Consider the following 19,925-nt stretch of genomic DNA (forward strand, 5'->3'; position numbering starts at 1 on the left):
GCACGGATTCGTTCCGGCGTCCGATATTCCTCCGAAACAGAAAGCCCGGCCTAATGGTCGGGCTTTTTGTTTCTGAGGAGTCTATCTAAGAAAGTCTGAAAACGAATGAACGTCATGCAGAGGCGCAGCCGGACCATCTCGCGTGCCGATGTTGCGAAAGTAACCGTCATTCCGAGCGCAGCCGAGGAATCTTGCGTGCTGACGTTGCCAAGGTATCTACCCCCCCCCCTTTCCCTTGGGGAGGGGACCGGGTGTAAGATAAATCTCCGCACAACGTTCAAACGTTTCCAGCCCTCCTAAATAGCTTCCCGGCTGATCTTGAATAGAAAGCTCCACGCCAAAAAAAGAGCCCGGCCTGATGGCCGGGCTCTTTCGCTTTCCAGAAGCACCCGTGCAATCCGAAAAATGCGTGATTTAGATTTGAGCCGTGCTCAATTTGGGAGCGTCGGCGTCGGTAGTCGTATTCAGGCGCTCCTTTTCCTTGCGGCCGTAGGTGTCCAGAATCAGCGGCGCGGCAATGTACAGCGACGAGTAGGTACCGAAGATGATACCCAGAATCATGGCGAAGGAGAACGAGCGGAGCGTTTCACCGCCGAACACATAGAGTACCACCATCACGAGGAATACCGTGGTGAAGGTAATCATGGTGCGAGAGAACGTGCTGTTCAGGGCCGGGTTTACTACCTGGGCAAACGTGAGGTGCTTGTTCTCGCGCAGGTATTCCCTGATTCGGTCGTAGATAACGATGGTGTCGTTCATCGAGAAGCCGATGGTCGTCAGGATAGCCGCCACGAATACCTGGTCCATCTCGTAGTTCAGGCCGAAGGCGCGGGCAATCGGGAAGCAGGCAATAACGAGCAGGGCATCGTGGAACAGAGCCACTACCGCCGCCATCGAGTACTGCCACTTCTCGAAGCGGAAGAGTACGTACACAAAGATGGCCAGCAGAGTCAGGCCCAGGCTCAGCACCGAGGTCCGCTTAATGTCGTCGGCAATGGTAGCGCCTACCTTCGAGGAGCTTACTTTGGTGGGGTTCAGGGCTGAGTACTTGGCGTTAAGTCCCTTGAACATGGCCGCTTCTACCTGGTTATCGGCATCGGCGCTTTCATCAGCGGCCAGGTAGCCGGTGGTGATGCGCAGGCGGCTTTCGGCCCCGAAGGTTTTCACCTCCGTGCCCGCGCCTCCGAAGTAGTCGTTCGTGAGCAGGTCGCGCACGTCAGAGGCCACAATCGGCTGGTTGAAGCTCACAATGTACTCGCGGCCCCCGCGGAAGTCAACGCCCAGGTTGGGGCCGCCCTGCAGGTACATCAGCACGAAGCCGATGATGATAAACACGGTCGAAGCCGCGTAGGCAATTTTGCGCTTGCCCACGATGTCGAGGTTGATGCCTTTGAACAGATTGTGCGAAAGCGCGGTGCTGAAGCTCAGGGTCGTATTGCCGTTCTTCACCATGCGCTCAATAATGAGGCGCGACACGTACACGGCCGACAGGAAGGAGGTAAACACGCCGATACCGAGAGTAATGGCGAAGTTCTGGACCGGACCCGTGCCGAAGAAGCCCAGAATAACGGCAATGATCAGCTGGGTTACGTTGGAGTCGAAGATGGCCGATACGGCGCGGGAGTAGCCTTTGTTGATGGCATCCGTCGGTGAGAGGCCGTGGTCCAGCTCTTCCCGAATCCGCTCGAATATCAGTACGTTGGCATCCACGGAGGCGGCAATAACCAGCAGCAGGCCCGCAATACCCGGCAGGGTAAGCGCGAAGGACAACTGGGCCAGCACACCCATAATCAGGAACAGGTTGAAGAGCAAGGCGGCATCGGCTACCAGGCCGGCACGGCCGTAGTACACGGCCATGAACACCATGATGATGGCCAGACCGGCCAGCGTCGAGTACAGACCCTGATTAGTGGCTTCTTTACCCAGTGAGGGGCCTACAATGGCTTCCTCCACAATGCGGGTAGGAGCGGGCAGCTTACCGGCCTTCAGAATGTTGGCCAGGTCCTGCGCTTCTTCAATGGTAAAGTTGCCCGAGATGCTGGAGTTGCCCCCGGCAATTTCGGCCTGCACCACCGGCGCCGAGTACACGTTATCATCAAGCACAATAGCTACCTGACGGCCAATGTTGGCCGCCGTTAGGCGCTGCCACTTGCGGGCCCCGCCGGGGTTCATCTGCATCGAAACTTCGGCGCGGCCGCTCATCTGGTCGAAGTCGCCGCGAGCGTCGCTGATTACTTCGCCGCCAATCGGAGCTTCGGCCTCGCGGCTCTTGCGGATGGCATAGAGCTGCAAGTATTCCTGGCCGTCAATTACGTCGGGCTTCACGCCCCACATAAAGGTGAGGTTGGAGGGCAGTACGGCGCGGGTATCGGGGCTGCGCAGCACGGCGTTTACCCGGGCCGTGTCGCGGATGTTAGCGCCCAGCGTACCGGGCATCGTGAACAGGCTGCCCAGTACGTTCTTCTGGGGTGCGGCCGAGTCGGCTTTGGCTGTGGCGGTGTTTTTCTTGGCCAGCTGGCTGGCCAGGGAAGTAGAGTCGCCGGTGGCGGCAGCGGCCGTAGCCGTGGTATCGTTGGTGGCGGTGGCGGGGGTAGCGGCAGCCGTGGTGGCTGCGGCCGTTTCCTTGGCGCTCAGCACCTGGTTGAGCTGGTTGAGGTAGGGCGCGAATTCATCCTGGCGCCATACTTCCCAGAACTCCAGCTTGGCCTGGCCCTGTACCAGCTTGCGTACCCGGTCGGGGTTATCTACGCCGGGCAGCTCAATCTGAATGCGGCCCGTGCCTTTCACCCGCTGAATGCTGGGCTGGCTGGTGCCGAACTTATCGATGCGGCTGCGCAGAATGTTAAAGGAGCGGTCAATGGCTTCGTCCACTTCCTTGTTGATTTCCCCGATTACCTTCTCATTGGTCGAGTTGATATCGATGCCCCGGCTTTTGTTGGTGGTGTTGGCGAATACGCGGGCCAGCTTGTCGTTGGGCGCTACGTCGCGGAACGCCTGCGCAAACAGAGTAGTGAAGGGCGTGGAGGGGTTGGTTTTCCGCAGTTCCTGCGCCTGCTCAATGGCTTTATTGAAGGCCGCATCTTTGGAGTTGCCGCTCATGGCGCGCACAATTTCCACCGGCGAAACCTCCAGGGTTACGTGCATCCCGCCGTTCAAATCCAGGCCCAGGCCCAGCTCCGACTGGCGCACGTCTTTGTAGGTCAGTGGCCCGAACACGGGCGCCCGCCACACGGAATCGAGGTAGTGCTGACGAGCTTTTTCGTTGAGTTGGCCGCTACGGGAAGCGTAGCGTGCTGCATCTTTCTGCACTCCGCGCGACACTAGGGTCAGCGAGAGGAAGTAGATGCACAACGCTGACACGAGAAGGGTCAGCGTAATGACAAGTCCTTTATTGCGCATGAAATAAGTTGTTGAGTATCCTGTGGGGAAAGGCTGATGCGCAGGTTGGGGGCCGGGGTGGGGGTAGTAGAAAGCAGGCCGCACCAGAGGCCCGGCGGCGCTGGCGTCGGCATCAGCAACGAGCCACCAGCAGTCAGCTACACTAGCACAAAACGGCCCCGGCCGCTACGGAGCCTGGGGCGAGAGGGCGGCAACCAGCAGCCGCACCCGGAACCAGTCCGGCACCGCGCTGGGCAAGGGGTTCGGCCCCGTGGGGCAGGCAGGAAGCCACAGGGCAACCGGAAGCTCCAGCGGCTGCGGAAACCAGGCATCGGCGGCTGGGGCCACGAAGAACCCAAGCGGGGAGGTGGCCTCCAGCGTAACTCGCTGCTTTACTACTGCTGCCCTAGGCCCGGCGCTTACATGGGTGGCGCCGGAAGCCGGCAACACCCGCAGCGTGGCCACCGCCTGGTGGTTCAGCCCCAGCACCATCAGCAGGGTTGCTGTGATGCAGGCGAAGCGCAAGCGGGCTAAAAGGCGAGTGAAGGAAAGCACTGTATTCTAGGTAAGAGCTACAAATATAGCTTTTTGCCGTGGGTACGACAACGCCCCAGAATCACGGATTTAGATGGATTCATCGGATTGCACGGATTCTGCCGCGCCTGCCCAAAGGCCCTACCCCGACAAAACGGTTGAACCCAAATGAAAAAGCCCCACGAATAGGTGAGGCTTTTCTGTACAGATATGGATGGGCCAGATGGCTAAAAATCCGTGCAATTCGCTGAACCCGCTTGAATTCGTGATTTACATGAGGTCTTCCAGGGGGTAGCGGGCCTGGCTCCAGAACTCATCTAAAGCCAGCAGCCGGGGCTTGAAGAACGAAATCAGGGCGGGCCAGTCTTCACGGTTCAAGGGGCTGACGCCGTCGAGCTGCTGCTGCACCCGGCTCATGGGCTGGCCGTTTTCCTCGGCGTCCGGCTGCCAGTCCCAGCTTTGGCCGGGCACGGGGGGTAGCATGTTGCTCAGGGCCTGCAGCTGCTCGAAGTGCAGGGCCCGGATGTCGGCGTCGGGGTGCACCAGCTCCAGCCCGATGGTGGCCCGGCGGCCCTCCGTGCGCATGCGCAGCTGCACATGCTTCAGGCCGGTGCGGTAGTTAATCCAGTTAATCGTTTCGCCTTCGGCCGAGGGTACCGGGGCCATGTACTGGCCAAACGTGGTCCAGAAGGCCTGGCGCAGCTGAGCAGCTTCGGCTTTACCGTACATGGCTTACAGGGAAATGACTAAGCCGTGCGGCCGGCTTCTACCTTGCTGCGCAGAAACGATACCAGCACATCCAGCCCCTTATCAAAGTGGCGGTTGTTCGGGATGATAATGTCGGCGTCGTGCTTGAAAGGCTTGATGTACTTTTCGTAGGTAGGCGCTACGTGGTTGGTGTAGCGGTAGAGCACGTCCTCCAGGTCGTAGCCCCGCTCGTCCCGGTCGCGCACGATGCGGCGCTGCAGCTTTACATGCTCCCGCGCATCGATGTACACCTTCAGGTCCAGCAGCTTGGCTACTTCCTCGAAGTAGAACACGAAGATGCCTTCTACCACCACAATGGGCGCGGGCCGGAATACCAGCTCGGCGGGCACCACGTTAGGGTTGTTGAAGGTGTACTCCTGGCGGCGCACCTCCAGGCCCTGGCTGATGCGCAGCACGTCGGCGGCGTAGGCGCGGGAGTCAATGCTGCTGGGCAGGTCGAAGTTCGTGACGCCCTGGGCGTCCACCTGCTGGGCTTCCCGCGGGTGGTAGTAGTTGTCCTGCGAAATCAGGCAGATTTCTTCTTCGGGAAACGAGGCCAGCAGCCGGCGCAGAAACGTGGTTTTGCCAGAGGCGCTGCCGCCCGTAATTCCGACGATGAAAGGGTGTTGCATGGGGGGGGAATAGGCCCGTACCGGCGGGGCCAACCCTGCAAAAGTACGAAATCTAGCGGAGGCCAGGGCGCTGAGGTGGTGAAATGGTGAAATTGTGAAGTGGTGAAATGCTGAGTTTGACGTTTTGGCGGCGCAGAGAGGGTAGCCCCAGCGAGGCGACATGTCGGTAGAAACCAGCGGGGCGACACAAACCGTTCATCGACGGGGGCCGCCCCGCCGCTGGGGCTTTAGGAAAGGTGGAGGGGTAGGGATACTACTGACAGGCCGCCAGAACGGCAGTTTCACAACTGCATAAACGCATCATTTCACCACTTCATTCAGATAGCGCACCAGCCCGGCCACGGCGCGGGCCCGGTGGCTGATGGCGTTCTTCTCCTCCAGGCTCATCTGGGCGAAGGTGCGCCCGTCGCCTTCCGTGGGTTGGAAGATGGGGTCGTAGCCGAAGCCATCCTGGCCGCGCACCTCCTCGGTAATCGCACCAGCCACCGCGCCCGCAAACTCGTGTATCTCACCGGTGGGCAGCACCAGCGCCACTACCGTCCGGAACTGAGCCGAGCGGTTGGGCTGGCCCTGCAGCTCCCGCAGCAGCTTGGCTACATTGTCGGAGGCAGAGCGCTGGGGGCCGGCGTAGCGGGCCGAGTACACGCCGGGCTCCCCGTGGAGGGCGGCCACTTCCAGGCCGGTATCATCGGCGAAGCAAGCCACCCCATAATGGTCCCACACGTATTGGGCCTTCTGGCGGGCGTTGCCTTCCAGGGTGTCCTGGGTTTCGGGTAGCTCCTGCTGGCAGCCAATATCGGCCAGGCTCAGCAGCTCCACGGAGGCGGGCAGCAGGGGCCGGATTTCATCCAGCTTGTGGGCATTGTTCGAGGCAAAGCAAAGGCGCATCTGGGCGAGAAGGAATAGATGGAGAAAATCAGGGCGAAGAAAGTACCAGAAGCAGAAGGGTACAAAAAAACCGGGCAGCGCCGGTTTTGTCTTGTTTACCGGCCGGAAAGCCGCGGCCCCGGCAGCTCACCGAAACATCAATTTAACGGTAGTCCAGGAGCGAGCCACCAAATTCGGGAGCGGCGCGCCAGGGCCACCCGCGGCGCGCGCGGAGGAACCTGCCGCTGCTGGTGCCGACAGCAGGGCAGTGGAGGTGCCATAAGCCAGAGCCGCCCCAAGGAGCAGCAGCATTAACAGAGCAGATACACGAATCATAAGGCAGTAACTAGGAGCTAAGATGTGGTAAGTATAATAGAAGCCCGGCGGAAACGCCTCGGCCCCGGTGTTAAGCTTCTGCTACGCCCCCTGGAACAGAAAAATAGCTTTTGAAATCCGGACCCAACGTGTACTTTTGCAGTCCCTTCCGCAAAATCGGCAGGCAACAAGGTACAAACGGCACTACGACCATGAAAAAAGACATCCACCCCGAGTACCGCGAAGTGGTATTCCAGGATACCTCCAGCGGCTTCAAATTCGTGACCCGCTCGACGATGAACTCCAGCGAGACCATCACGATGGAAGACGGCAAAACTTACCCCGTAATTAAGGTGGAAGTTAGCTCGGAGTCGCACCCCTTCTACACCGGCAAAAACGTACTGCTCGACACGGCTGGCCGCGTAGAGAAGTTCATGAACCGCTACAACAAGAAGAAGTAATTCCGGCGGGCAGGCAGCGAACCGCATGGTTGCGCCGCCCCTCGAAACGACTTTTTCCTCGAAGCTCCTGCTGGCATTCGCCGGCAGGAGTTTTTCTTTGTAGTACGGTAGGGGTGCCCGCCCCAGCGCCTACCCCCTGGCCGCGGCCAAACCGGCCGCAGCTCTCATCCTGATTTTCCTCCCATGCATATTCTGCTCTTCGATGACCCGGCCATTCGGCCCCACCTGCTGCCATTTACGTTTACCCGGCCGGTAGCAGCCCTCCGCTGCGGCATTCTGACGCTGGCGGAGAAGTGGCAGCACCGGCTAAAAGCCACTCAGGTGGGCTACCTCACGGAAAGCTACCTGCAGGCCAAGTACCCCGCTGGCAACACCCAGGGACCCGCGCTGGTCATCAACGGCGCCATTTGCCCCGACGACCTGTTGGCCCAGCAGGTGCAGGCTCTGGCGCCCGGCGAGGCCCTGTTTGATGAAGACATGCTGGTAGCAGCTCACCTGGCCGATGCTACCCAGGTAGCGGAGCTGATTCAGGATGGCTTCCAGAAAACCCGCGACGTAGCCGAGCCCGTAACAGCCATCAAGGAAGTGTGGCATCTGTTTCTGCGCAACGGCGCCGAAATCCGCCGCGACTTTGACCTGCTGACCCGGGGTAGGGAGTCGGCCCCGGTGGGCGACGCGCATACCATTGTGTACGCGCCGGAAAACATCTTCATTGAGCCGGGCGTGAAAATCCGGGCGGCCATTCTCAACGCCGAGAACGGTCCGATTTACCTTGGTAAAAACTCCCAGGTACACGAGGGCGCCATTATCAGCGGACCGCTGGCCTTGTGCGAGGGCAGCCACATCAACGCCGGGGCCAAAATGCGCGGCGACAATACCGTAGGCCCTTATTCCAAGGTAGGCGGCGAAGTGGGTAACAGCATTCTGCTGGGCTACAGCAACAAGGGCCACGACGGCTACCTCGGCAACTCCGTCATCGGGGAGTGGTGCAACCTGGGGGCCGATACCAACACCTCCAACCTGAAGAATAACTACGCCCCGGTAAAAATCTGGAGCCACTCGGCGGGCCGCTTCGTGAACACGGGCCAGCAGTTCTGCGGGCTGATGATGGGCGACCATAGCAAGTGCGGCATCAATACCATGTTCAATACGGGTACGGTAGTGGGGGTAGGGGCCAACATCTTCGGGGCCGGTTTCCCGCGCACGTTTATCCCGAGCTTCAGCTGGGGCGGAGCCGCCGGTTTCGAAACCTTCAAGCTGCCGAAAGTAGCTGAGGTAGCCGAGCGCGTCATGGCCCGCCGCCAGCTAGTGTACGATGCCACTGAGCAGGCCATCATGCAACACGTGTACGAGGCCACGGCCAAAGACCGGGTGTGGGAGCAAGCGAAATGAGTTGCCGGTTGCCAGTGGTCAGTTGCCAGTTTGTGCTGAAAAATTAGAGGTTGCTGATCCCCAATAACTGACCACTGGTGACTGACCACTAACAACTGATACAACATGCGTTTTTCTGAGATTCCGGGTCAGCAGCAGGTGAAGCAGCTTCTAGTGGGGAGCGTGCGGCGTAACCATGTGGCCCACGCTCAGCTGTTTCGGGGGGCGGAGGGCTCGGCGGCGCTGGCCCTGGCCCTGGCGTATGCTACCTACCTGAACTGCGAAAACCGCACGCCGGAAGCCGAGGATTCCTGCGGAAGCTGCCCCAGCTGTCAGAAAATCGACAAGCTGATTCACCCCGACCTCAACTTCATCCTGCCCGTTACCACCACCAAGGCCGTAACCAAGGACGCCATCAGCAGCAAGTTTGCGGCCGAGTGGCGGACCTTCGTGCTGGAAAACCCCTACCAGGGCCTCAACGACTGGATGCAGCACATCGGGGCCGAAAACAAGCAGGGTAGTATTTCCAAGGAAGAAAGTCTGCAGCTGCTCAAACTGGTGTCGCTGAAGGCGTTCGAAGCCCGGTTTAAGCTGGTTATCATCTGGCAGCCGGAGCTGATGCACCCCTCGGCGGCCAATGCCGTGCTGAAGCTGCTGGAAGAGCCCCCGCCCGCCACCGTGTTTCTGCTGGTGAGCCACGCCCCGCAGCAACTGCTCCCCACCATTATCAGCCGGGTGCAGCCGGTAGTAGTACGCTCCCTCTCCGAGGAAGAGCTGACTGCCTGGCTGCGCGACGAGCGGCAGGTACCGGAAGTGAAAGCCCGCCAGCTGGCCCAGCTAACCGAGGGCAACGTTGGTGCGGCGCTGGCGGCGCAGGCTGCCGCTACGGCCGACGCCGACTATTTTGAGCTATTTGCCAAGTGGATGCGCACCTGCTACGGCAACAAGGTGGCCGAAATGCTGGAAAAAGCCGATGAGTTTCAGAAGCTGGGCCGCGAAAACCAGAAGGAGTTTCTGCAGTACGCTCTCACCTTGCTGCGCAAGGTGCTCCTGTTCGGCCTCGATCCGCACTTGGTGCCCCACCTGCCTGCCCAGGAGCAGCAGTTCGTGCAGGGCTTCAGCCGCTTCGTGACGCCGCGCAATGCCGGGCCGCTTACGCAGGAAATCAACGAGGCCCACTACCATGTAGAGCGCAATGCCAACCCCCGCATGGTATTCGTGGACACTTCCCTGCGGGTAGCCGAACTGCTACGGGCTGCTTAAGTGGGCTGCCTATAGCTCCGAAAACAGCTTCTACGCGCAGCAAACCAACAAAATACGTTTTGCTAAAATGCTATAGCTTGCGCTAAAACAGCTATAGCCAGTGCCCCGGTCATCAGTAGCTGTATCTTTGCAAGGAGGCTTCCGGTTTCCGCCAGTTGTTGCGGCTGGAAGTAAAATACCTCACCGGCCGTTGCCGCGCTGCGCAAAGAAACGAGATGGGCCGTATATTCTGAACTAGCTGATTCTGCTTTGAAGACTTCCATTCGCATAGGTACCCGCGGCAGCAAGCTGGCGCTGTGGCAAGCCAACCACGTAGCCGGCCAGCTTACCGCCGCCGGTCTCGCCCCCGAAATCGTCATTATTACCACCAAAGGCGACGTAGTGCTGGACCGCTCCCTGGACAAGATTGGGGCGAAGGGCGTGTTCACGGAAGAGCTGGAGGAAGGCCTGCGCACGGGCTACGTGGATATTGCCGTGCACAGCGCCAAGGATGTGCAGAGCACTATTCCGGCCGACCTGGAGCTGCTGGCCTTTATGCAGCGGGAGCGGGTAAATGACGTGGTGGTCAGCTTCGACCCCAACCTCGACCTGCAGCGCCCCGACCTGGTGCTGGGCACCAGCAGCACCCGCCGCAAAGCCATGCTGCGCCGCTTTTTGCCCCACGCCACTACCGCCGAAGCGCGCGGCAACCTTCAAACCCGCTTGCGTAAGCTCGAGGAAGGCCAGTATCATGCCCTGGTGCTGGCTTACGCCGGGGTCCACCGCATGGAGTACGACGGTCTGATTCGCCACGTGTTGCCCGAAACCCAGTACGTGCCCGCCACCGGCCAGGGCAGCGTAGCCATTGAGTGCGCCCGCAGCCTGGAGCCCGCCCTGAAAGAGGAGTTGCGCCGCATTCTCGACCACCCGGCTACCCACGTTTGCCTGGCCGCCGAGCGGGCTTTCCTGCGCACGATGGAAGGCGGCTGCAGCATCCCTTCCTTCGCCCTGGCCTCGCTTTCCGCCGATGGGCAAACGGTGCAGCTGCACGGCGGCCTCATCAGCCTCGACGGGCAGGAGCTTATTGAGGAAACCCACACGGCCGCCGCTACCGAAGCAGAGGTCCTGGGTACCCGCCTGGCAGAAAGCGTGCTGGCTCGCGGCGGCCGGCAGATTCTGGATGACATTCGCCGCGTCCGCCACGAGGCCTAACCTCATTTCCTACCCCCGGTGTACCCCCCAAGAGCTGCTGTCTGGCGGCTCTTTTGGTTCCGGCGCGAGACCGGGCTCCCGCTGACGCAGGCGCTGCCGGCCACCGAACCATAAGAGCCCGGTTCCGGTGGCCTCGCTCCCGCCACCTCTTGCCGCCACGGTGTGCTACCCTCCGCGAAACTGTTTACTTTCGCTCTCCACACTCTTTCCCTCTGCTTCCGCTATGAAACTCTTCTTTCGCTATACCCTGCTGGTGGGCTTGGTTGTTGGGCTGGCAACACCGATAGTGCACGCGGCCAAAAAGCCTCGCAAAAGCAGGAAAGATGAGGTAGTGACCATCAGCACGCCCCAGGGTGATATCCGGCTGATTCTGTTTGATAAGACCCCCTTGCACAAAGCCAATTTCCTGAAGCTGGCGCAGAGTGGCTTCTATACTGGTACTACCTTTCACCGCGTCATTCCGAACTTCATGATTCAGGGTGGCGACCCCAATTCCAAGGACGCTGACCCCGCCAACGACGGCGCCGGTGCCTCGGATGAAAAGATGATTCCGGCCGAAATTCTGCCGGAATTTACCCACAAGCGCGGGGCGGTAGCCGCGGCCCGCACCCCCGATTTTATCAATCCGCAGCGCCAAAGCAGCGCTTCCCAGTTCTACATCGTTCAGAATCCCCAAGGCACCCCACACCTGAACGGACAGTACACCGTGTTCGGGCAGGTTATCAGCGGCCAGGAAGTGGTGGATAAGATTGCTCAGCAGCCCACCGCCGAGCGTAACCGCCCGGTTACCAACATCCCCATGACGGTGAAAGTGGAAAAGCTCAAGAAGAAAAAGATTACCGAGCTCTACGGTTACCAGTATCAGTAACCGGCTATTAATCCGGTGGATAGCTTTTTTTCGCGCATGAAAATACTGGTTACAGGCTCTAATGGCTTGTTAGGGCAGAAAGTAGTGGAATTGCTGCAGCGGCAGCCCGGTCTGGAGCTGGTGGCTACCTCCCGCGGGCCGAACAAACTGGCCGGGCTGTTGCCGGCCGTGCGCTTTGTGGCCCTGGATGTGACTGACCGGGCCCAGGCGCAGCGCGTGGTGGCCGCGGAGAAACCAACCCACCTGCTGCACACCGCCGCCATGACCAATGTGGACGAGTGTGAGCTGCAGCAGGCCGCGTGCTGGCAACACAACGTAACGGCAGTGCAGCATTTGGTAGAAGCCTGTGAGCAACACCAGGTGCACCTGCTACACGTCAGCACCGATTTTATTTTCAGTGGGGAAGAAGGCCCGCTGGCGGAAGATGCCGCGCCGGGGCCCGTAAATTTCTACGGGGAAAGCAAGCTGGCCGCCGAGCAACTGGTACAGCAGTGCCGCGCGCCCTGGGCTATTCTGCGCACTGTGCTCGTGTACGGGGTGGCCCACGAGTACGGCCGGACCAACCTCGTGCTCTGGGTCCGCGACTCCCTGCGGGCCGGCAAGCCTATTAAAGTAGTGGATGACCAGTATCGTACGCCTACCCTGGCCGAGGACCTGGCTCTGGGCTGCTGGCTGGCCGCCCGCCACAACGCCACGGGCATTTACCACCTCAGCGGCCAGGAGCTGCTTACCCCGTACCAGATGGCGCTGCAAACAGCGGCTTTCTTTCAGCTGGATAGTCGCTTGATTGAACGGGTGGATGCTAGCACCTTCACCCAGCCGGCCCGCCGCCCGGCCCGCACGGGCTTTCTCATTCACAAAGCTCAGCAGCAGCTAGGGTATCAGCCGCGCTCCTTCACCGAAGGCATTGCCCTACTGGCCCGCCAGACGGAGGCGTCGGTTTAAGAAGCCGGTTTGGGCTGGGCGGCCTGTGCCGGGTAGATGGGGCTACCCCTTAAAACGCAAAAAACCCACAGGCAACGCCCGCGGGATTTTCACACACCTATTGCAACAACCTATTAGTAGCGAAGCAGGCGACGAGCAGCTGCCGGGCTTCGTACTGTATTTCAAATAAAGCCACCTGGGAAAGCATCTTTGTTGGCCACTAGTAGCAGAGGAAAATCGGGTACCTCTGACGTTAAGCGCGGAAGACCGTTCGTCTTTCGGCAATCCGCCGGCGCGTTGGCACGTAGCGGGAATCACGGCAGGAATACAAAGAGCTGAGGAAGTACAACACTGCTTGTGAGTAGCGTTCTAGCTGTTCCACATGTCAATATTAGGGCCCGAATAAGGGCTTGTAAAGGACACTTTGGCCAATATTGTGACTTGTATAATTAGGCTATAGAATAGGGCTGATTTAATGAGTTGGATAGTTTCGTTAAAGCAGATAGGTAGATGGAAGATTGATAATGAAAATCTTGTGAGAATAGCTGCCGCCGATGTTGTCAATAGCAGTGGTCATAAATGGCAGAATTTGTGACATCAGCGTGTGCGGGCGGCACTACATTTTTCGGCGACTGAGGTACTGTAGGCTTAGAATGGTGAGAAGCAGTGTGACGCCGGGCCAGACCAGCAGCCACCAGGCCGTTGGACTTTGACGAATACCTGCGAGCAGGCGCCCCCAGCTGGGCGTATCGGGGGGCAGCCCCACGCCCAAAAATGATAGCGTCGTTTCCAGACCGATGAGCAGGGATACCGTGAGCGGAAAACGAACCAGCACCACGGGCCAGGTTACGGGCCAGATGTGCCACCGCAACAGTTGCCAGTCGGAGAGGCCAGCTACGCGGGCGGCTTCCACGTAGGTGTGCCCGCGGGCCTGCAGGGTAGCAGCCCGCATCAGGCGGGCCGGTGTAGTCCAGCAGGTCAGGGCCATCAGCAGCACCAGTCCGCCTGCGGAGGGCCGCTGAACGGCTGCCACCAGCAGCACCAGAATCAGTAACGGCACGGAGTCAAGCAGCACTATCAGGCCCGCTACCAGGGCGTCGGCGGGCAGGGCCCAGGGGCGTCGGCCCCAGACGGTACGATGTAGCACCCACCCCAACAGGGCCGCGGCGGCCAAGAGCCCGATACCTCCTACTACGCCCCGGGCAAGCAACGGCGCGGCGAACAGCAGGGCACTCAGCACCAAAGCCGCGCCTGCTACCCCCACACTGCGGGTTAAGCGCAGCCGGGTATTGCCCCAAAACCCGGCTATGCTCCCAAGCCCGGCTCCCAGCAGGAGCGTAAGGATTGCCGCCGGAAGGCTAACCAGCAGAATCGTGCGGGCGCCTTGCACCAGAGCCCGGGCCACATCCTGGCCTTGCGGATCGGTGCCCAGCCAATGAGACGGCAGAAAAGGAGGCTGGTTGGTATGCAATAAATCGGGGGCCAGCAGAGAAGAGGGGGCCAGCAGGGCTGCGCTTGCTACCCCAGTCAGCCACCCGAAGGCCAGAACCCGGGGCCAGTTGCGGCGAGAGCGACGTTGCCGTTTCATGCCTGCAGCCTGATGCGTGGGTCCGTGCGTAGGTACAGGGCATCGGCCAGCAGTTGGGCCACCACCCGGGCCAGCACCACCAGCGTTACGCCACCCAGTAGCACGGGATAATCCTGGGTAGCCGCGGCCTCCGCGAGTAAGCGGCCCATACCGGGCAACGCGAACAGCACTTCCACCACCACGGCCCCAGCCACCAGGTTGGGCAGCAGCTCCGTTAGCAGCGTAATGGTGGGCAGCAGGGCATTGCGCAGGGCATGTCGCCACACAACTTGGCTTGGTGCAGCGCCCTTGGCCCGGGCCGTGGCTACGTAGGGCTGTCGTAGCTCGTGTTGCAAGGCCGCATCCAGCTGAATAGTCAGAGCGGGTGCGCTCATCAAAACCAAACTGCCAACCGGGAGGGCCAGATGATATAGTAGGCGGCCCGGTGCCTGCCACCAGGTAGCAGATTCTTCCTCTAAGCCCAAGCCAAAAGCGGGAAACCAAGCCAGAACATCAGGGTTGGCGAATAGCAGAAGCAAACCCGTAGCCAGCAGAAACAGCGGTGCGGCTTGCAAGGCGTGGAGCAGGTAGAGCAGGGCCCTCCGGCCGGCGGGGTAGCGCCCATTAAGGGTGGTAGCCAGTCCCACACTGACCATTGCGCTAAGCACTGCGGCTAGTACCGTCAGGGGCAACGTGTAGCGCAGGGCTTCCAGGAGCAGGCCACTAACCGGAGCACTACTCCGGTAAGAGGTGCCCAAACGACCCTGCAGCAGATTAGCGGCCCACGCATGGTATTGATTAGCCGTGCCCTCCCACTGCCAGCCCTGGGTTGGTTCGAAAGAAATGTAAAATAACGGCAAATCGAGGCCGGCCCGGTGCAGCAGCTGCCGGGTCAGCTGACTCCGTTCGGCGGCCTGAATGCGGCTGTCGGCCTCCAGGGCAGTTTGCAGGTAGCTGGTAGCATCGGTGAGGCCCCGCGTAAGCAGAAACAGGCCCGACAGCACCAGCCAGGCCGTAACCAGGTTTCTGCCAACATGGCGCCACACCGTCGGAGCTTTCATAAGCCGTTAACGGGTAGTCGGTTTCTTTTCCAGCCGGATGCGGCTGGCTTCGTAGCCGGGAACCAGCCCCATTACCGGTACCACGCCGAGGCGGCGCGAGGCGGCAACGCGGTACCGCATGAAGTAGAGCACCGAAAAAGGACGCTCGTAAGCCAAGGCACGCTGGAACTTGCGCAAAAGCCGCGCTTTCTCTGCCGGGCTGGTAGCCAGAGGGATAGCCTCAATCAGGCGGTCAGTCTGGGGCGTCGAAAAGCCGGTGGTATTGCCGTTGCCAATGCCTCGGGAGTGCAGCAGGGAGGTGAAATCATACGAAAAGGGGTTGCCGGCCAACTGGCGGATGTTCATATCATACTCCCCGGCCCGCAACTGCCGGCTCAGCAGCGACTGTTCCGTGGGATGCAGCTGGACCGGGATACCCAAGGCTAGGGCCGCGCTTCTAAATTGCAAGGCTACCGTTTCAAAGCTTGGCTCCCCGGCCCGGTAGCTGATAGTTAGCTGCAGACGCTCGGTGGTGGCCTGTGCGCCCTGCCGTTGCCAGCTGCCATCGGGTTGCCGCTGCCACCGGGCCTGGCGCAGCAAAGCTGCTGCGCGGGCGGGGCTGAAGGAGGGCAACGGGAGGCTGTCGTTGTAATAGCGTGCAATCCGTGGGCTGATGGGGCCTGCACTGGGGGAGGCCGCGCCCTGCTGGGTAGCCCGGATCAGGGCCGGAATGTCAAACAGATAAGTTAATGCCTGCCGGGTAAGGGCATCGCGCAGGGCCGGCCGACGAACATTGAAATTTGCCGTCAGAAATTCGTAGGAGTTGGTGGTGTAAAAGCGGAGGCTGGTCTGATCGGGGGAGGCGTGTTGAAGCCGGGCAAATTCGGCAGCTGGCATAAGCGCGTACAAGTCTATTTCGCCGCGGCGCAGTGCCATAGTAGCCGTGGTAGCATCCGGAATCACTTGGTAGGTAAGCTGGGGCGGGAAGGCTTGCAGCTCGGGAGGAGGAGCCGGCAGGCTATCAGCCCACCAGCGGGCTTTCCGCCGCAGCGTGAGGTAGCGGCCAGGTTGCCAAGCCGTGAGGGTGTAGGCGCCGCAGCCAGGCAGCCGCTCCGGATGGCGGGCCAGATTAAGCGCTTGGTACCGACGCGCAAATGCCTGCGCAACCGATTGGAACCGGGGCAGGGCAAGTTGCGGGAGCGGTACAGTGCGCAGCGTACCGCGGGGGTCCAGCACGTACTCGGGCAGAATGGAAAAGTCTCCGGAAATGCTAACCCGGTCCCCGGATTGGCCCGCGCACACCAAAGTAAATTGCCGTGGGTCGTGCGCGTCAAGCTGAATATTCCGGATAAACCCAAAAGTGGCCTGGTCGCGCTCAATGGGCAGGCCGGGGCAGTTCATCACCTTAAGGGTGAAGGCTACGTCGCGGGCCAGCACGGGGGAGCCGTTGTCCCAGGTGGCCTGCGGACGCAGGCGGTACGTTACCAAAAGCAGCGAATCGCCGAGGGGCCGGGTGGTTGGCTGGGCTTCGGCAAGCCAGGGCACAAACCGGTTTTGGGCCTCATTGCCTTTCAGCAGGCTGCAGTGCAACAAGTTGGTTACCTCAAAGGCGCTGGGGTTATCCACTAGCAGCGGATCCAGGTTGTCGGGGTCCCGGGCCCACCGGATGCGGATGGTTTCGGCGGAGGTGGCAGTGGTTGTGGGCGAGCAGGCGCTGAGGCCCAGGCCCGCCCATACCAACAAAACCAAACCGAAAAGTATTTGCTTCATGACCAGGTAACCGTGCGGGGCGTTTGGCCGGGCAAGTTACCACGTTTCAAGCAGCAGGTAGAGTACGGTGCAGAGCCTAGTGGCCTTCGCCCCAGCCGCTGGTGCCGTGGTCATCAATGTGGCCTTCGCCCCAGCCGCTGGTGCCGTGGTCGGCAATGTGGCCTTCGCCCCAACCGCTGGTGCCGTGGTCATCAAGTGATGAAGTTTGGGTGGTAGCAGCGTTCGGGGCTGCGGCAGGCGTAGCCGACGTGAACGTGAGGCTGGAAAGCTGGAGAAGGCCGAAAAGGAGAAGCTCAAACATGGTCTGGAGTATTTGTGGTTCAAGTGGTTGACTGACACAAATGTGGGCTTCAAACCGAGCGGCGTAAAGGACAGAGAAAGGGTAAATGTGACGTCCTTTTCAGTGCATATTCCCGGCAAAAAGGCTAGGCTCACTTTTCTTTTGGGCGTTCATAAAGCCAATACGAAGGATTCGCCTTGCGTATTAGCTGGTCATTTTATCTTCGAATGTGACATATGCATCTTCGAAAGAACACAAAAACTTAGGTACAAATGACGATTGTAGCTTGGCAACTGTAAAGGCCTAAGCTACTTAATTTGTGACATGCATTTAAATAACCCTGTATATTGCACAACCCTATTCATTAGCTTAAAAGCAGGATTTTGATATGGATGAATTAGCTACTTTAGTAAAAATTGTGACAGATAGGCGCCTGGCCGTGCTGCCTTTTCTGGACTTTTCGGCCCGCAAATCCACTAATAAGGACTTACAACTGGTTCGGATGCTGGAGCAGGAGCCCAACATCACGCAGAGTAAGCTCATCAAAGGACTGTATGGCAATACCGAGCCGAAAAGTCAGACGGCATTCCGGCAGCTGAAGTCCCGAGTACAGCAGAAACTGCTGAATCACTTGTACTTCCTGGACCATACCGACGTCCGGCACGTGGTGGCTCGCCGACACGAGCAGCATTGCCTGGGCTTGCTGCACCAAGCCCGTATTCTTACGGGGGAGGGAGAATACAAGCTGGCCGAAAAGCTGTACCGGAAGGCCACCATGGTGGCCATAGAAGCGGAGCTGACCCAGTACGCCGTGATGTGCACCCGGATTCTGCGCAACCTCTACGCCGAAATGCGCAACCCGGCCCGCTTCAAGGCCATGAACCAGCAGTTAAACAAGCTGCAGGAACGCTTGACCCTGGAAGATGAGGCGGAGCAGACATTCTTTGAAGTGAAGATGTTTTCAATCTATCAGGTTCGGTGGCGCCAGTTTCTGATCAAGCAGCTGCCCGAGTACCTGGCGCAGCTGGAGCGGCTCCATAAGAAAGTAAATAGTTATAACACATTCTATTATCTCTATGTAACGAAGCTCTCCCGCGAGGAGTTGGAGGGCAATTACGAAGAGATTATCAAAATCACGGCGGAAACAGAAAAGGCCCGAAAACAGGGCAAAATCAACGAAAAACGGTTCGACAAGCGCTTTAATAACTACATGAGCGTGTACGCGCACCTGCGCTGCCGACAGGCCGAAAAGGGCTTAGTACTGGCCGAGGAATATTTCAAGGATTTTCATTATTCCTCCGGCAACTGGTTTTACTACCTCGAAACCTATCTGCTGCTGGCCGTGCACGCCCGCCAATACGAGCAGGCGCTGGAGCTGCTGCAGCAGGCGCGCAAAAACCCATACTACCGCAAGCAGCGGGAGGCGGCCCAGCAGCGCTGGGAGCTGTATGAGGCCTACATTCAGTTTGTGCAGCCGGAACAGTCGCCGCTGAAAATGCGGCACTTCAACCAGTTTGTGCAGAAAGTGCCCGACTACAGCCGCGACAAGCAGGGGTACAACGTGGCCATCCTGATTCTGCAGTTCCTGTATTTTCTGCGGCGGCGAGATGTAGAAGGGCTGCTGGCCCGCCTGGAAGGGCTGCGCAAGTACGAGCAGCGCCACCTGCGCGACCCCGCCACGCTACGCAGCCAGCTTTTCTTCCGCATGCTGCTGATGACCGTGAAAGAGAACTTCGCCCCCGAGGCCTGCGAGAAAAAAGCAGCGCCCCTGCTGGAGCGGCTGCGGGCCGCCCCCCAACCCGGCGAAGCCTACGGCGAGATTGAAATTGTCCCGTACGAGGACCTCTGGCAGCTCACCCTGAATATTCTGCGGCAGTTGGCTGCCGAGCAATCGGCGGAGGAACACGCTACCCGCAACCGGGTACTATAAAACACCCCGGGCCACTACCGCCGGGCTGGGGCTAGACCGTGGCGGCAGGGTTCCGGTTGCTTATGGGGGTAGCCTACTTTGGAGGAAAGGCTGATTTCACCGGTGCAGTTGGAGTAGCCCAGCCTCCCAGGCGCCCAGCCTACTTGGCTAAGGCACTACCACTACCGTCCGGCTGACGCAGTGACTGGTAGGACAGGCATCGGGGCCGTTACCGCGCAGGCTCATCCGGATGGGGTACTGGCCGGGGCGCCGGAAGGTATGCTGCACCCGGCGGCCGTTGGTTACATATCCGTCGCGGAAGTCCCAGAGGACCACCACGTTTTCGCAAAGCGGCAGTTGTGAGTCCAGCGCATCGAAGGTGACGGGCTGGCCTGCCTTCACCGTGTCGGTGGGGGTAGTGCGAAAATTGAGGACGATTTCCTGAGTGAAGTCAACCGGAATCAGCTTTTCGGCGCGCCGCACCTCACCGGTGGCATCCTCCACCACATCGAGTTGTACGGTATAGAGCTTGCGCTCCTGGTAGCAGTGCAACACGGTAGGGCCGGTGAGCTGCGTGCCGTCGCCCATGTGCCAGCGAAATGAGAGGGCTCCGGCGCCGGGGTCCACGGCGCGGCGGGCATCCAGCTCCACGCACAGCTCCACCACCCGGGGCAGCGGACAAACAACGCTCAGCGTATCGCCGGCCTCCTGGGCGTAGGCGGCCGGGGCCACCAGCAGCCCGCAGCTCAGAGCTAGCAGGCCGGAGAAAAAGAACCGCACGCTTAATGGAATAGAGTAAGAAGATGGA

18 protein-coding genes are annotated in these 19,925 nt (G+C 60.0%); 7 read left to right on the forward strand and 11 right to left on the reverse strand.

Features of this window, described 5'->3' with window-relative positions; translation table 11 throughout:
* Positions 1-414 precede the first annotated feature (414 nt).
* The 5 genes from secDF to rdgB all read right to left on the reverse strand — a co-directional run bounded on the left by secDF (position 415) and on the right by rdgB (position 6,179).
* The gene (gene secDF, locus GGU46_RS03760; RefSeq protein ID WP_183402202.1) at positions 415-3,399 is read right to left on the reverse strand and encodes a protein translocase subunit SecDF; all 2,985 of its coding nucleotides are present in this window, start codon (positions 3,397-3,399) and stop codon (positions 415-417) included.
* Between the two features lie 165 nt (positions 3,400-3,564).
* The gene (locus GGU46_RS03765; protein WP_183402203.1) at positions 3,565-3,933 is read right to left on the reverse strand and encodes a hypothetical protein; all 369 of its coding nucleotides are present in this window, start codon (positions 3,931-3,933) and stop codon (positions 3,565-3,567) included.
* 249 nt (positions 3,934-4,182) lie between these two features.
* Positions 4,183-4,641, reverse strand: a complete 459-nt coding sequence (locus tag GGU46_RS03770) for a DUF4268 domain-containing protein (protein ID WP_183402204.1) — start codon at positions 4,639-4,641, stop codon at positions 4,183-4,185.
* Between the two features lie 17 nt (positions 4,642-4,658).
* Positions 4,659-5,291: a uridine kinase family protein gene (locus GGU46_RS03775; RefSeq protein WP_183402205.1), complete on the reverse strand. Its 633-nt coding sequence runs from the start codon at positions 5,289-5,291 to the stop codon at positions 4,659-4,661.
* 300 nt (positions 5,292-5,591) lie between these two features.
* Positions 5,592-6,179, reverse strand: coding sequence for an RdgB/HAM1 family non-canonical purine NTP pyrophosphatase (gene rdgB, locus GGU46_RS03780; RefSeq protein WP_183402206.1), 588 nt, complete (start codon positions 6,177-6,179; stop codon positions 5,592-5,594).
* Between the two features lie 506 nt (positions 6,180-6,685).
* On the opposite strand from rdgB, the gene GGU46_RS03785 reads away from it, so the two are divergent.
* The 3 genes from GGU46_RS03785 (at position 6,686) to GGU46_RS03795 (ending at position 9,568) form a co-directional block, all read left to right on the forward strand.
* On the forward strand, positions 6,686-6,934 hold the full coding sequence (locus GGU46_RS03785) for a type B 50S ribosomal protein L31 (protein WP_139925799.1): 249 nt from the start codon (positions 6,686-6,688) through the stop codon (positions 6,932-6,934).
* 183 nt (positions 6,935-7,117) lie between these two features.
* Positions 7,118-8,326 (forward strand): GlmU family protein, encoded by a 1,209-nt coding sequence (locus GGU46_RS03790; protein ID WP_183402207.1) that lies wholly within the window; start codon positions 7,118-7,120, stop codon positions 8,324-8,326.
* A 105-nt stretch (positions 8,327-8,431) separates the two neighbouring features.
* On the forward strand, positions 8,432-9,568 hold the full coding sequence (locus GGU46_RS03795; protein ID WP_183402208.1) for a DNA polymerase III subunit: 1,137 nt from the start codon (positions 8,432-8,434) through the stop codon (positions 9,566-9,568).
* Positions 9,569-9,630: 62 nt separating this feature from the next.
* Here GGU46_RS03795 and GGU46_RS03800 read toward each other — a convergent pair whose 3' ends face one another.
* The gene (locus GGU46_RS03800) at positions 9,631-9,831 is read right to left on the reverse strand and encodes a hypothetical protein (RefSeq protein WP_183402209.1); all 201 of its coding nucleotides are present in this window, start codon (positions 9,829-9,831) and stop codon (positions 9,631-9,633) included.
* Here GGU46_RS03800 and hemC point away from each other — a divergent pair.
* The 3 genes from hemC to GGU46_RS03815 all read left to right on the forward strand — a co-directional run bounded on the left by hemC (position 9,818) and on the right by GGU46_RS03815 (position 12,572).
* The gene (gene hemC / locus GGU46_RS03805; protein WP_183402210.1) at positions 9,818-10,759 is read left to right on the forward strand and encodes a hydroxymethylbilane synthase; all 942 of its coding nucleotides are present in this window, start codon (positions 9,818-9,820) and stop codon (positions 10,757-10,759) included. The two genes, GGU46_RS03800 and hemC, sit on opposite strands and share 14 nt — an antisense overlap.
* Before the next feature lie 223 nt (positions 10,760-10,982).
* Positions 10,983-11,627 (forward strand): peptidylprolyl isomerase, encoded by a 645-nt coding sequence (locus GGU46_RS03810; RefSeq protein ID WP_183402211.1) that lies wholly within the window; start codon positions 10,983-10,985, stop codon positions 11,625-11,627.
* 36 nt (positions 11,628-11,663) lie between these two features.
* Complete coding sequence (locus GGU46_RS03815) at positions 11,664-12,572, forward strand: SDR family oxidoreductase (protein ID WP_183402212.1); 909 nt, start codon at positions 11,664-11,666, stop codon at positions 12,570-12,572.
* Between the two features lie 595 nt (positions 12,573-13,167).
* Here GGU46_RS03815 and GGU46_RS03820 read toward each other — a convergent pair.
* The 4 genes from GGU46_RS03820 to GGU46_RS03835 all read right to left on the reverse strand — a co-directional run bounded on the left by GGU46_RS03820 (position 13,168) and on the right by GGU46_RS03835 (position 17,229).
* Complete coding sequence (locus tag GGU46_RS03820) at positions 13,168-14,139, reverse strand: ABC transporter permease (RefSeq protein ID WP_183402213.1); 972 nt, start codon at positions 14,137-14,139, stop codon at positions 13,168-13,170.
* A complete protein-coding gene (locus GGU46_RS03825; RefSeq protein WP_183402214.1) occupies positions 14,136-15,179 on the reverse strand; it encodes an ABC transporter permease in 1,044 nt (347 codons plus the stop codon). The genes GGU46_RS03820 and GGU46_RS03825 overlap by 4 nt, the downstream gene beginning before the upstream one ends.
* Before the next feature lie 6 nt (positions 15,180-15,185).
* Entirely contained in the window at positions 15,186-16,928 is a 1,743-nt protein-coding gene (locus GGU46_RS03830; protein ID WP_183402215.1) for an ABC transporter substrate-binding protein, read from the reverse strand.
* Between the two features lie 76 nt (positions 16,929-17,004).
* Positions 17,005-17,229, reverse strand: a complete 225-nt coding sequence (locus GGU46_RS03835; RefSeq protein ID WP_183402216.1) for a hypothetical protein — start codon at positions 17,227-17,229, stop codon at positions 17,005-17,007.
* A gap of 397 nt (positions 17,230-17,626) precedes the next feature.
* On the opposite strand from GGU46_RS03835, the gene GGU46_RS03840 reads away from it, so the two are divergent.
* Positions 17,627-19,138 (forward strand): hypothetical protein, encoded by a 1,512-nt coding sequence (locus GGU46_RS03840; protein WP_183402217.1) that lies wholly within the window; start codon positions 17,627-17,629, stop codon positions 19,136-19,138.
* Between the two features lie 147 nt (positions 19,139-19,285).
* Here GGU46_RS03840 and GGU46_RS03845 read toward each other — a convergent pair whose 3' ends face one another.
* Entirely contained in the window at positions 19,286-19,897 is a 612-nt protein-coding gene (locus tag GGU46_RS03845) for a PKD domain-containing protein (protein ID WP_183402218.1), read from the reverse strand.
* Positions 19,898-19,925: the final 28 nt, after the last annotated feature.

Origin of the sequence: Hymenobacter latericoloratus (genome assembly GCF_014199535.1) — a bacterium.
GTDB lineage: Bacteria > Bacteroidota > Bacteroidia > Cytophagales > Hymenobacteraceae > Hymenobacter > Hymenobacter latericoloratus.